The sequence below is a fragment of the Roseomonas sp. TS2 genome, assembly GCF_058833935.1.
On the sequence record NZ_JCACVY010000134.1, the window covers coordinates 1 to 12,269 of the forward strand.

Below are 12,269 nucleotides of genomic sequence, written 5' to 3' on the forward strand. Positions count from 1 at the left end.
CGGCGAAGGGGTTGGCCGCCCCGGCGGCGTAGGGGCTGGCCGCCTGCGTGCCGTAAGGGCTGGCCGCCTGCGCGGCGTAGGGGCTTGCCGCCTGCGCGGCGGGCGGCACCAGGGCGAGGCCGGTGGCGGGCAGCGCCTGCATCGCCTGCTGCGGCGCTTGCCGCAGGCCGAGGCGCAGCCGGGCGCCATCCACCGCGATGGCCTGGATGTCCACCGAGGCGATCTCGGGGCTGGTGAGCAGGCGGCGGCGCAGTTCCAGCCATTCCCGCAGGCCGGTGAAGCGGGCCTCGGCCAGGATGAATCCGGCGGCCGGGGCGCCGGGCATCACCGGCGGGGCGGCGTCGCCGCCCATCCCCCCGCCGGGCGGCAGGGTGGCCGGCAGGCCGGAGGGCGGGCCGCCCGCCAGCACGCCGCCGGTTCCGCCGCCCGTGCCGCCTCCGCCGCCCGCGCGGGCGGCCACGCGGCTCTGGTTGAAGTTCACCGTCAGCCGGCCGCTGTAGCCGGTGCGGGTGGTCCGCTCCTCCTCCACGATGATGGAGGAGACCAGGGAATCGATCTGGGAATCGCTCAGCCCGCGCGTCAGGCCGAGCTCCCCGGCCATGCGGTCGTAGGCGGCGCGCTGCGCGGCGGCGAGCGCGCGGGTGCGGGCGATGACGGCATTCTCGGCGGTCGCCTCGGCCGGCACGCCGCGCTGCACATAGGGGTTCGCGGCCGGCTCGGCGGCGGTGGCGGCCATGGCCGGCGGCAGCGCCTGGGCGCGCGCGCCCTGCCCGGCCCCGAACCCGGCCGACCCGACCGCGGCGCCGATCAGGCCCCCGACGACAACGGTTGCGGCGAAGCGCCGAAAATGTTGCATTCCGCCCCCTTGGATGCCCGGCATAGTGATCTCTCCTTACCCGGGCCTTTGCGCATAGCCGATCGGGCCCCCTGATGACCAGTCTGACCTACCGCGACGCCGGCGTTGACATCGAAACCGGCGACGCCCTCGTGGATGCCATCAAGCCGCTGGCGCGCAGCACGGACCGCCCCGGGACCATGGGCTCCCTCGGCGGCTTCGGCGCGCTGTTCGACCTGAAGGCGGCCGGCTACGCCGACCCCGTCCTGGTGTCCTCCACCGATGGCGTCGGCACCAAGCTGCGCCTCGCCATCGACTGCAACATGCATGACGCCGTGGGCATCGACCTGGTTGCCATGTGCGTGAACGACCTCGTCGTGCAGGGCGCCGAACCGCTGTTCTTCCTCGACTACTTCGCCACCGGCAAGCTGCAGCTGGAGCAGGCCCGCGCCGTCGTCGCCGGCATCGCCGAGGGCTGCCGGCAGGCCGGCTGCGCCCTTGTCGGCGGCGAGACGGCCGAGATGCCGGGCATGTACGCCAAGGACGACTACGACCTCGCCGGCTTCTCGGTGGGCGCCGCCGAGCGCGACGGGCTGCTGCCGAAGCCCGACGTGGCGCCGGGCGACGTGGTGCTGGGCCTCGCCGCCTCCGGCGTGCATTCCAACGGCTTCTCGCTGGTGCGCCGCATCCTGGCCGCCACCAACCAGGGCGTCGGCACCCCCGCCCCCTTCGCCACGCCGGAGGCCGGCGCGCAGACGCTGGGCCAGGCGCTGCTGGCGCCGACGCGCATCTACGTGCAGTCCGTGCTGGCGCTGCACCGCGCCGGGCTGGTGAAGGCGGCGGCGCACATCACCGGCGGCGGCCTGCCGGGCAACCTGCCGCGCGTGCTGCCCCGCGGCACCGTGGCGGTGCTGGACGCGCAGGCCTGGACCCTGCCGCCCGTCTTCGCCTGGCTGGCCCAGGCCGGCAACGTGGCGCCGGAGGAGATGCTGCGCGTCTTCAACTGCGGCATCGGCATGTGCCTGGTGGTGCGCGAGGCGGATGTCTCCGCCGCCACCGACCTGCTCTCCGACAAGGGGGAGACGGTGTTCCGCCTCGGCACCATCGCCGCCGGTGAGGCGGAGGCCGCGCCCGAGGTGCGCGTGGAGAACCTCACGCCGCGCTGGCCCGCCGCATGAGTGGAGGGGTTGGGAGCCGGCGGCGCACCGCCATCCTGATCTCCGGGCGGGGCAGCAACATGGCCGCCCTGCTCGCCGCCGCCGCCGACCCCGCCTACCCGGCCGAGATCGCGCTCGTCCTCTCCAACCGGGCGGATGCCGCCGGCCTCGGCCGCGCGGCGGCGGCCGGCATCCCGACCGCCGTGGTGGAATCCCGCCCCTTCGGCAAGGACCGCGCGGGCTTCGAGGCGGCGATGGAGGCGGAGCTGGCGCGGCACGGCGTGGAGCTGATCGCCCTGGCCGGCTTCATGCGCGTGCTGACGGAAGGCTTCACCACCCGCTGGGCAGGGCGGATGCTCAACATCCACCCCTCCCTGCTGCCGGCCTTCCCGGGGCTCGACACCCATGCCCGGGCGCTCGCGGCGGGCGTGAAGCTGCATGGCTGCACCGTGCACCTCGTGACGCCGGGCGTCGATGAGGGGCCGATCCTGGCCCAGGCCGCCGTGCCCATCCTGCCCGGCGACGACGAGGCCAGCCTGGGCGCCCGCGTGCTGGCCGAGGAGCACCGTCTCTACCCGGCGGCGCTGGCCTGGGTGGCGGCGGGGCGCGTGGCGCTGGAGGGCAACCTGGCGCGGCTGGACGCGCCGCCGGGGCCAAGCGCGGAACGGCTCAGCAACCCCGGCTAGGCCAGCCAGGGCCGGGGGAAGGAAGCCCCAGGCCCCTTCCTTCTGCTGCCGGGTCAGCCGGCGCGGGACAGGCGGCCGAGCTGCCCCTCCAGGGCGGCGGGCAGGGCCAGCACCGCCACCTCCTCCACCGCGCGCAGGGGCGGGTCGGCCACCAGGCGGCCGGCGGCGTCGCGCCGCGCGCGGAAGCGGTGGCCGGGGCCCTGCGCCGGCGCCTCGGCCACGTCCAGCTCGGCCAGGAAGGCGGCACGGCGCGCGGGGTCGGGGATCTCCTCCGCCACCTCGCGGCACAGATCGGCCAGGCTGGAGGAGCGCGCGGCGGCCTGCCGCACCGCATGCTCGGCATAGGGGCCGATCTGCCGCGCCAGCGCGTCCGCCATGCGGCGCAGCGTGGCGGCGCGGCCCAGGCGCTGCAGCCGCAGCGGCGGCGGCGGCGAGACCTCGGCCAGCATCCCCGCCCCCTCATCCTCGGCCCGCACATGGCCCGCCAGCACCAGGAACTGCCCGCCCGCATGGGCCTCGGGCAGGATCAGCCGCTCATCGGGGGCGTAGAGCAGCAGCCGACCGGCCTCGGCCAGCCGGCGCGCCCGCGCCTCGCGCTCCGGCCCGGGCGGCAGCAGCACGGCCAGCGTCTCCTCCAGCGGCCGGCCGCCGGGGGCGAGGCCCGGCTCCGCCACGCGGCGCTGCCCCGGCTCGTAGAGGCGCGAGACCGGCCAGGGGATGCCGTGGCGCTGGAACACGTACCAGACCCGGCGCAGCACCTCGCTGTCGATCTCCGGCCCGTCCCAGGTGTTGCGGATCCAGTAGCGGGCGCGGTAGCGCGCCAGGGCGCTGCCGGGGTCGTAGCCCTCCAGCATCACCATCACCGGGCGCGCGGCGTCGATCTGCGGGAAGTCGGTGATCAGCGCCGTCACCAGCTCCGAGACGCGCTGCGGCGGCACGTTGGCGGGGGCGGGGAAGAGGGAATCCTGCCGCACCGGCTGCCCCGCCGGATAGACCACCATGGTGTCGTTGCAGATGCGCGCATTGGGGATGACGATGGTGGTGCCGTCCCGCCGCCGGCCGATGGCGGTGCGCCAGTCCAGCCGGACGATCTCCACCTTCCGCCCGTCCAGCACGATGGTGTCGCCCACATGCAGCACACGGTCCATGTGCAGCGCCACGCCCGAGATCAGGCTGCCGAGCGTCGGCTGCAGCGCCAGGCCGACGGCGGCGGTGAGGATGGCGGAGGTGGTGAGCACCGCCGTGATGTCGAAGCCGAAGGAGGCCAGCACCACGGCCGAGGCGGCGAAGGTGAGCACGCTGTAGGCGATGGCGCGCTGCAGCCCCGTGGGCTCGAGGCCCAGCCCGGCGGACAGGCCGAGGCCGAGCACGGCGCGGCCGCCCGCCATCACCACCAGCAGCGCGGTGCCGAGCGTGGCGCCGATGCGCAGCCCCGCCTGCACCGGGCCGTGGCCGAGCAGCAGGTGGTCCTCGGCCAGCCAGCTCAGCAGCCACAGGCCGGCGCTGCCGGCGGCGAGCAGCGCCAGCGGCCAGAGCCCGCCGGGCAGGCCGGCTGTGGCGGCGGCGGGGCGCGGGTTCAATCGCCGGCCTCCGGGCGCGGCGCCGCCTCGCGGCCGAGCCGGCCCATCGCCTTGCCGAGCGAGATGCGCAGCCGGTCGATCGACTCCGCCAGCCGGCGGATCTCGCCGGCGCCGGCGCGCGGCAGGCCGAGGCGCGGGTCGCCGCTCTGGCTGGCCGCCTCGGCGGCGCGGCTGAGCGCGCCGAGCGGGCGGATCACCATGCGGTCCAGCGCCAGCACCAGCGCCACATAGGCCAGGCCGAAGATCAGCGCGAGGCCGAGCCCGAGCACCCCGACCAGCTCCAGCGAGCCCTTCAGCCCCTGCGTCACCGGCACGGTCAGCACCTGGGCGCCCACCACCTCGTTCATCTGCCAGCCGAAGCCGCTGCCGGTGCCGTATTTCGCCAGCATGGCCGGCGGCGCCCGCTCCGGCGTGCTGTGGCAGGTCAGGCAGCCTTCCTGGGTGATGCGGATGGGGCGGGCCAGGTAGAACAGCCGGTCCGTGTCGGTGGGGCGGACGCCGCTCAGCTCCGCCAGCCGCGGATCGGCGCGGAAGCGCTGGATCAGCTCCACCTCGAAGGGGGTGGCGAGGTCGGCGCTGGAGGTCGGGTTCAGCGCCGGCTCGCGGTAGGTGTAGGCGCTGTACTCGCTGGCCACCATGCGGAAGACGGTCTGCGCCGCGAAGGAGGGCACCGTCTCGGCGTGGAAGGCGCCATCCTCCAGCCGCGTGAGCTTGGGGAAGATGTGCTCGGCCGTGTAGCCGCGGATGGCCAGCGCCGAGCGCAGCAGGATGCGCGCCTCGGAGGCCGCCTGCCCCAGGGCGCGGTCCTGCAGCAGCAGGTAGAAGCCGCCGAGCCCCGCCAGCAGCCCCAGGCAGAACACCATGGCCAGGATGCGCGACACCGTGCGCCGTATGCCGGGAACCTGCACCGTCTCGTCTCTCCGCCCCTGCGGCGATGCTATCGCCGGCATGCCACCCCCGGCCAGACCGCACCCCGCGCCGCGATCGACGAACACGAAAACGTGTGGCGCGGCGAGTTGACGCGGCGCGCCGAACCGAGAACGTTCTCGACCAACCAGGACGAGCCGGAACACGGCCGCAGACAGGAGGAAACGCATGCGCGAGAGCGCGACAGCGGCGCATGGGGCGGGCCATGGCGCCTAGCCGCACGCACCGCATCACCATCAAGGACCTGGCCCGGGGGCTGGGCATGTCGGTCGCCACCGTGGCGCGGGCCTTCCACCCCGGCGGCGCCATCGCCGCCGAGACACGCGCCGTCGTGCTGCGCCGCGCCGAGGAGCTGGGCTACCACCCGAACGCCCTGGCGCGCGGCATGATCACGCGGCGCACCCGCATCGTCGGCGTGGTGGTGTCCGACCTCGCCAACCCCTTCTACCCGGCGGCGCTGGAGCGGCTCACCAGCCGGCTGCAGGGCGCCGGCTACAACACGATGCTGGTGATGACCGAGCCGGAGGGCGCGGCGGCGGCTTCGGAGGCGGCGGCGCTGCGGCTGCTGCTCTCCTACCAGCCGGAATGCGCCATCGTGCTGGCCACCACCCTCAGCAGCGCCGCCAGCCGCGCCTGCCGCGAGGCCGGCACGCCGCTGCTGTTCCTCAACCGCCACCCCTCCGACCCGGAGGCGGCCGCCATCGTCTGCGACAACGCGCAGGGCGGCGCGGCCCTGGCCGACCACCTGATCGACCGCGGCGCCACGCGGCTGGCCTTCGTCGGCGGCCGCGCCGATGCCTCCACCCATGCCGAGCGGCGCGCCGGCTTCCTCGGCCGCTGCGCCGCGCGCGGCGTGCCGCCGCCGCTGGAATGGCCTGGCGAGGGCGTGGCCGGCGCCTTCACCTACGCCGCCGGGCAGGCCGCGGCGCAGGCCCTGCTCGCCGGCCCGGACCGGCCGCAGGCGGTGTTCTGCGCCAGCGACATCCTGGCCATCGGCTTCCAGGAGGCGGCGCGCGGGCGCTTCGGCCTGCGCGTGCCGCGCGACCTCGCCATCGCGGGCTTCGACGACATCCCGATGGCCGCCTGGCCGGCGCACGACCTGACGACGCTGCGCCAGCCGGTGGAGGCGATGCTCGACACCGCGCTGGACTGGATCGGCCGCCTCGGCCGGGGCGAGCCCCTGCCGCGCCCGCTGCTGCGCCTGCCCGGCACGCTGGTGGCGCGCGGCAGCACCCCCGCCCTGGTTCCCGCCGCCCTCCGCGACACCCATCCCGAGAAGGAAACCTCATGCAGCATGTCCTGAACACCGTCGCCGTGGTCGGCGCCGGGCTGGTCGGCTCCGGCTGGGCGCTGGTCTTCGCCCGCGGCGGCGCCCGCGTCCGCCTGTTCGACGCCAGCGAGGCCATCCGCGCCGGCGCCCTGGAGCGGCTGCGCACCATGCTGGAGGACATGCACGGCGCCGGGCTGGTCGAGGCGGTGGAGCCGGTGCTGGCGCGCATCACCGTCTGTGCCACGCTGGCCGACGCGGTGGGCGAGGCCGACTACATCCAGGAATCCGTGCTGGAGCGGGTCGAGGTGAAGCAGGCCGCCTGCGCCGATATCGACGCGGCGATGCGGGCGGATGCCATCGTCGGCTCCTCCTCCTCCGGCATCCCGGCCTCGGCCTTCACGGCGGGGCTGCCGAAGCGGGAGCGCTTCCTCGTCGCCCACCCGGTGAACCCGCCGCACCTGATCCCGCTGGTGGAACTGGTGCCGGCCCCCTGGACCGACCCCGCCATCCTGCCGGTGCTGCGCGCCGCCATGGAAGGCTGGGGCCAGGCGCCGATCGAGGTGAAGGGCGAGGTGGAGGGCTTCATCCTCAACCGCCTGCAGGGCGCGCTGCTGAACGAGGCCTGGGCGCTCTACGAGGCGGGCCTCGCCTCGGCCGCCGACATCGACCGCACGGTGAGCCAGGGGCTCGGCCTGCGCTGGGCCTTCATGGGGCCGTTCGAGACCATCGACCTGAACGCGCCGGGCGGCATCGCCGACTACTCGGCGCGCCTCGCGCCGCTCTACCACAGCATCGCCCTCTCCCGCCGTGACCCGCAGCCCTGGTCGGCCGGGGCGATCAAGGCCGCCGAGGCGGAGTTGCGCCAGGCCCTGCCGGCCGACCGGCTGCAGGCCCGCACCGACTGGCGCAACCGCCGGCTGATGGCGCTCGTCGCGCACCTGCGCGCGCAGCCGGAGTGATGCATCTGCGTGCGCAGCTTGAGCGACGCATCTGCGCGCGCAGCCTGAGCGATGCATCTGCGCGCGCAGCCTGAGCGATGCTGCCGCGCGCGCGGCCCGCGTGACGCCGCAGCGGCCGTGGCCCGCGTGACGCATCGGCGCGCATGGCCGGTGCGCGGCGCCCACGGGCGCAATCCGAAGAACCCTCCGCGCGGCCGGCCACCTCGTGCCGGCCGTGCCGCCCCTCCCCCGGCCCGGGCCGGGCAGCCTCTCGTCCAGGAAGGAACCACCCCTTGATCGGCACCCTTGCCATCATCCTCTCGCTCGCCGGGCTGATGTACTTCGCCTATCGCGGCTACAGCGTGCTCTACCTCGCCCCCATCATGGCCGCCTTCGCCGTGCTGATGGCGCAGGGCGGGCCGCTGCTGGCCACCTATACCCAGGTCTTCATGACCAGCCTCGGCCGCTACGTCGTGCTGTTCTTCCCCATCTTCCTGCTGGGCGCGATCTTCGGGAAGCTGATGGCCGACAGCGGCTCCTCCACCACCATCGCCCACACCATCGTGCGGAAGCTGGGCGCCAGGCACGCCATCGCCGCCGTGACGCTCGCCTGCGGCGTGCTGACCTATGGCGGCGTCTCGCTCTTCGTGGTGGCCTTCGCCATCTACCCGATCGCGGCGGCGCTGTTCCGCGAGGCGCAGGTGCCCAAGCGGCTGATCGCGGCGGCCATCGCGCTCGGCTCCTTCACCTTCACCATGACGGCCTTCCCCGGCACGCCGGCGATCCAGAACGCCATCCCGACGCGCTTCTTCGGCACCACCACCTTCGCCGCCCCCGGCCTCGGCATCATCGCCGGCTGCATCATGCTGTTCGGCGGGCTGGCCTGGCTGCAGCTGCGCGCCCGCCGCGCCCAGGCCGCCGGCGAGGGCTATGGCGACCACCAGGAGAACCTGCCGCAGTTCGAGGATGGCGCGCGCCCCGGCTTCGCCCTCGCCATGCTGCCCATCGTCGTGGTGATCGGGCTGAACGCGCTGTTCTCGCTGGTGGTGTTCCCGCGCCTCGACCTCGGCTACCTGGCGCAGCAGGTCTATGGCAACGTCTCGCCCAGCGCCGTCATCGGCACCTGGGCGCTGATCGTGGCGCTGGTGGGCGCCATCCTCACCGTGCTGGTGCTGCAGCGCCGCCACCTGCGCGACGCGCAGAAGACGCTGAACGAGGGCACGATGGGCTCCATGCTGCCCATCTTCAACACGGCGAGCGAGGTGGGCTACGGCGCCGTCATCGCCTCGCTGGCCGCCTTCGTGCTGGTGCGGGACTTCGTGGTGGGCATCGCGCCGGACACCCCCACCATCTCGCTCGCCATCGCGGTGAACGCGCTGGCCGGCATCACCGGCTCCGCCTCGGGCGGCCTGTCCATCGCGCTCGACACGCTGGGCGCCACCTATCTGGAGCGGGCCAACGCGCTGGGCATCAGCCCCGAGCTGCTGCACCGCATCGCCACCATCTCCTCGGGCGGCTTCGACTCGCTGCCGCACAACGGCGCGGTGATCTCGCTGCTCACCATCACCGGCCTCACCCACAAATCCTCCTACGGGGACATCTTCGTGGTGAACCTGCTGATCCCGGTGGCGGCGCTGATCACGGTCATCGTGCTCGGCACCATGTTCGGGGCGTTCTGACAGGCCGCCGCGGGAAGGGCGCGCGCCTCTTCCCGCGGCCTCAGGCGGCCTTGATGCCGCGCAGGAAGGTGCCGACCTGGAGGCCCAGCGTCTCGGACTGGCGGGACAGCTCCCCGGCGGCGGCCAGCACATCCTGCGCCGCGCCGCCCGTCTCGCCCACACGCTGCGAGACATCCACCACGTGCCGCGTGACATCCTGCGTGCCGCTGGCGGCCTGCGCCACGTTGCGGGCGATCTCCCGCGTCGCCACCCCCTGCTCCTCGACGGCGGCGGCAATGGCGCCGGCGATCTGGTTCACCTCGCCGATGGTTCCGGCGATGCCCTGGATGGCCTGCACCGCCTCCTGCGTCACCTGCTGGATCTGGCCGATCTGCGCCGCGATCTCCTCGGTGGCCTTGGCGGTCTGGCTGGCCAGGTTCTTCACCTCGGAGGCGACCACGGCGAAGCCCTTGCCCGCCTCCCCGGCGCGGGCCGCCTCGATCGTGGCATTGAGCGCCAGCAGGTTGGTCTGCCCGGCGATGCTGCTGATCAGCCCCACCACGTCGCCGATGCGCTGGGCGGCGGCGGAGAGGGCGCGCACCGTCGCATCCGTGCGCTGCGCATCCTCCGCGGCGCGGGCCGAGACGGTGGTGGAGCGCTCCACCTGGCGGGCGATCTCGGCCACCGAGGTGGCAAGCTCCTCCGCCGCCGCCGCCACCGTCTGCACGTTGGCGCTGGCCTCCGCCGCCGAGGCGGCCGCGGCACCCGCCCCCTCATCCGCCTGCGCGGCGCCCTGGCGCATGGCCTGGGCGGTGGCCTGCAGCTGCGTGGCGGCGGCGGCCAGCATCTCCACGAGCTGCCCGGCATCGCGCTCGAAGCCCTGGGCCAGCCGCTCCACCCGCGCGGCGCGGGTGGCCTTCTCCTCCTGCTCGGCACGCTGGGCGGCGGCCAGGCGCTCGCCCTCGATCATGCTGTGGCGGAACACCTGGACGGCGGCCGCCATGGCGCCGATCTCGTCCCGCCGCCCCTGCCCCGGAATGGCGATGCCGAAATCCCGCTCCGCCAGCCGCCGCATCGCCACGGTGATCGCCAGCAGGGGGCGCAGCACGCGGCGGGAGACCATCAGCCAGGCCCCGAGGCCGATCCCCGCCGCCAGCCCCAGCCCGCAGGCATAGAGGATGAAGCCGGCCAGCGCCGCGCCGGAAGCCTCCCGGGCCAGGGCCTCCGCCTCCGCGCCCGCCGCCATGCTGAGCCCCCGCAGCTGCTCGATCAGGCCGGTGGCCTCCTGCCACCACTGCTCCCCGGAGACGGGGTAGGGCTGGCCGCCGGTGCCGGCGGCATAGACCGCCCGGCGAAGCTGGCCGAAGGCGCCGAACAGGCGCTCCCGCACGGCGGCGGCGGCCTGCACGGTCCGCGGCCCGCCGCTCTCCAGCTCGGCCTCGATCATCGCCCAGGCGGTCTCCACCTGGCCGCGATGGGTGGCCAGCTGCTCCAGCTGCGCCAGGGAGATGGGGGCGCCGCGGGCCAGCAGGCCGGCGACGATGCCGCGCTCGCGCCCCAGGAACTCGGTGGCGAGCCAGATGAAGTGCTTCAGGCTCTGCAGCTCCGCCAGCCGGGCCTCCGTGGTGCCGCCCGAGGCGTGCTGCGCCAGCCGCAGCGATTGCGAGGTCTCGATCAGCGCCCGCATGCCCTCCCACCACTGCGCCGGCAGCGCCGCGTCGCGCGCCGCGCGCGGCTGGGACAGCGCGGCATCGGCCCGGCGCCGCAGCGCCGCCACCTCCGCCTGCGCGGCGGTGGCGGCGGCGAGCGCGCGGGCCATGCCCTGCTCCGCGGCCCGGCCACCCGCCCGCAGCCGGGCGGCGGCCTGCGCCATGGCGCCGTCGGCGGCGCTGCGCTGCGCTTCCAGCGCCGCCCGCCGCTCGGCGCTGGCCGGCGCCTCGGCCCCCAGCGCCATCGCCGTGCCGCCCCGCTCCGCCGCCCAGGCGCCCGCCGCGCTCAGCAGCAGGTCGGCGGTGGCGTTGGCCTCCAGCGCGGCATCCGCGGTCTGCCGCTGCTGCAGGGCCTGGAAGGCGCCGGAGGCGGCCTGCAGCAGCGCCAGCGCCGCCAGCAGGAGGATGGCCCCGTAGAGGATGGGGCGGAGGGTAAGGCGGTTCAGCATGCATCGGCCCCCGAACTCGTGCCGCCCTGCAAGCTGCGCAGGGCCGGGGACTGCTCTGCGCCAAAAAGCTTGCTTCTTTATGGAGCGGGCTGCGCCTCTCGCGCGGCGGCCCGGCTCAGAGCGAGCCGCGCTCGACCAGCACGGCCGGCAGCCGCTCGCTGTAGGCGGCGCCGCCCTCGGCGCCGGAGAGGCGGGCGCGCAGCAGCGTCACCGTCGCCGCCACCATCTCCGCCACGGGCTGGCGCAGCGTCGCGAGGTCGTAGGCCGGCCAGGCGGCCATCGGGATGTCGTCGAAGCCGATGACGGAGACATCGCGCGGCACGCGCCGGCCGAGCACGTGGCGCAGCGCGTCCAGCCCGCCCAGGGCCAGGATGTCGTTGGCGAAGAACAGCCCGTCCGCCTCGCCCAGCCCCAGCGCGGCGCGGTGGCCGGCGCCATAGCTGTAGCCGCCGGCTTCCACGCGCAGCGGCGGCGGCAGGCCGCGCTCGGCAAAGGCGGCGAAGAAGCCTTCCTCGCGCTCGCGGCTGGTGGAGGTGTCGGCGCGGCCGGCGACGAAGGCGGGGCGGCGCCGGCCGCGCCGCAGCAGCGCCTCGGCCGCCATGCGTCCGCCCGCCACATTGTCGCAGGCGATGCTGTCGAGCGGCGTGTCGCCGGCGGCGGCGCGGTTGAACAGCACGGCGGCGCGGCCATCGCCCAGCCAGTGCGCGGCGCCGGCCGAGGAGAGGCTGGCCGAGGTCACCACCACCGCGTCCACATGGTACTGCCGCAGCATGGGCAGGGCGGCATCGGCCTCCTGCCCCGGCGGCACGGTGAACAGCAGCGTCTGGAAGCCCGCCGCCTGCAGCGCCTGGGAGAGCTGCTCCAGCACCACCGGGTAGAAGGGGTTGGCCAGCTCGCCCATGACGAGGCCGACGATGCTGCTGCGCCGGCGGGAGAGCGAGGCGGCGATGATGTTGGGCCGGTAGCCCAGCGCCTCGGCCGCCGCCAGGACGCGGGCGCGCATCTCCGGCGCGATGGAGGCGCCGGGGCTGAAGGCGCGCGAGACCATGGATTGCGACAC

General features: G+C 75.1%; 10 protein-coding genes. 5 read left to right on the forward strand and 5 right to left on the reverse strand.

From position 1 onward, the window contains the following. A partial coding sequence (locus ACZJYS_RS17735) for a hypothetical protein (protein WP_493179793.1) occupies nucleotides 1–856 on the reverse strand: 856 nt, incomplete at its 3' end. A 74-nt stretch (nucleotides 857–930) separates the two neighbouring features. Here ACZJYS_RS17735 and purM point away from each other — a divergent pair. Both purM and purN read left to right on the forward strand, forming a co-directional pair. Next, the gene (purM, locus tag ACZJYS_RS17740; RefSeq protein ID WP_379652336.1) at nucleotides 931–2,013 is read left to right on the forward strand and encodes a phosphoribosylformylglycinamidine cyclo-ligase; all 1,083 of its coding nucleotides are present in this window, start codon (nucleotides 931–933) and stop codon (nucleotides 2,011–2,013) included. Further along, a complete protein-coding gene (purN, locus tag ACZJYS_RS17745) occupies nucleotides 2,010–2,678 on the forward strand; it encodes a phosphoribosylglycinamide formyltransferase (RefSeq protein WP_493179794.1) in 669 nt (222 codons plus the stop codon). Before purM ends, purN begins: the two co-directional genes overlap by 4 nt. 53 nt (nucleotides 2,679–2,731) lie before the next feature. On the opposite strand, the gene ACZJYS_RS17750 is transcribed toward purN, so the two are convergent. Both ACZJYS_RS17750 and ACZJYS_RS17755 read right to left on the reverse strand, forming a co-directional pair. Further along, nucleotides 2,732–4,258, reverse strand: a complete 1,527-nt coding sequence (locus ACZJYS_RS17750; RefSeq protein ID WP_109516556.1) for a mechanosensitive ion channel family protein — start codon at nucleotides 4,256–4,258, stop codon at nucleotides 2,732–2,734. Beyond that, complete coding sequence (locus ACZJYS_RS17755) at nucleotides 4,255–5,208, reverse strand: Tll0287-like domain-containing protein (RefSeq protein ID WP_181378063.1); 954 nt, start codon at nucleotides 5,206–5,208, stop codon at nucleotides 4,255–4,257. Before ACZJYS_RS17755 ends, ACZJYS_RS17750 begins: the two co-directional genes overlap by 4 nt. 182 nt (nucleotides 5,209–5,390) lie before the next feature. Here ACZJYS_RS17755 and ACZJYS_RS17760 point away from each other — a divergent pair, with 182 nt between their 5' ends. From ACZJYS_RS17760 to ACZJYS_RS17770, 3 genes are all read left to right on the forward strand, one after another. Beyond that, nucleotides 5,391–6,488: a LacI family DNA-binding transcriptional regulator gene (locus tag ACZJYS_RS17760; protein ID WP_493179795.1), complete on the forward strand. Its 1,098-nt coding sequence runs from the start codon at nucleotides 5,391–5,393 to the stop codon at nucleotides 6,486–6,488. Continuing rightward, nucleotides 6,473–7,414 carry a 3-hydroxyacyl-CoA dehydrogenase gene (locus tag ACZJYS_RS17765; RefSeq protein ID WP_493179796.1) on the forward strand — a complete coding sequence of 314 codons (942 nt, stop codon included), beginning with the start codon at nucleotides 6,473–6,475 and terminating at the stop codon, nucleotides 7,412–7,414. Before ACZJYS_RS17760 ends, ACZJYS_RS17765 begins: the two co-directional genes overlap by 16 nt. Before the next feature lie 272 nt (nucleotides 7,415–7,686). Further along, a complete protein-coding gene (locus tag ACZJYS_RS17770; protein WP_219929710.1) occupies nucleotides 7,687–9,072 on the forward strand; it encodes a GntP family permease in 1,386 nt (461 codons plus the stop codon). Nucleotides 9,073–9,112: 40 nt separating this feature from the next. Here ACZJYS_RS17770 and ACZJYS_RS17775 read toward each other — a convergent pair whose 3' ends face one another. Together ACZJYS_RS17775 and ACZJYS_RS17780 are read right to left on the reverse strand one after the other, a co-directional pair. Continuing rightward, nucleotides 9,113–11,209: a methyl-accepting chemotaxis protein gene (locus tag ACZJYS_RS17775; protein WP_493179797.1), complete on the reverse strand. Its 2,097-nt coding sequence runs from the start codon at nucleotides 11,207–11,209 to the stop codon at nucleotides 9,113–9,115. Between the two features lie 115 nt (nucleotides 11,210–11,324). Further along, the coding region (locus ACZJYS_RS17780) for a LacI family DNA-binding transcriptional regulator (protein WP_493179798.1) at nucleotides 11,325–12,269 on the reverse strand (945 nt) is incomplete at its 5' end.

Excerpts from the sequence above, each read along its gene's own strand:
- ACZJYS_RS17765 (WP_493179796.1), top strand. The coding sequence starts at position 6,473 with ATGCAGCATGTCCTGAACACCGTCGCCGTGGTCGGCGCCGGGCTGGTC.
- purN (WP_493179794.1), top strand. The coding sequence starts at position 2,010 with ATGAGTGGAGGGGTTGGGAGCCGGCGGCGCACCGCCATCCTGATCTCC.
- ACZJYS_RS17760 (WP_493179795.1), top strand. The coding sequence starts at position 5,391 with ATGGCGCCTAGCCGCACGCACCGCATCACCATCAAGGACCTGGCCCGG.
- ACZJYS_RS17775 (WP_493179797.1), bottom strand. The coding sequence starts at position 11,209 with ATGCTGAACCGCCTTACCCTCCGCCCCATCCTCTACGGGGCCATCCTC.
- ACZJYS_RS17755 (WP_181378063.1), bottom strand. The coding sequence starts at position 5,208 with ATGCCGGCGATAGCATCGCCGCAGGGGCGGAGAGACGAGACGGTGCAG.
- purM (WP_379652336.1), top strand. The coding sequence starts at position 931 with ATGACCAGTCTGACCTACCGCGACGCCGGCGTTGACATCGAAACCGGC.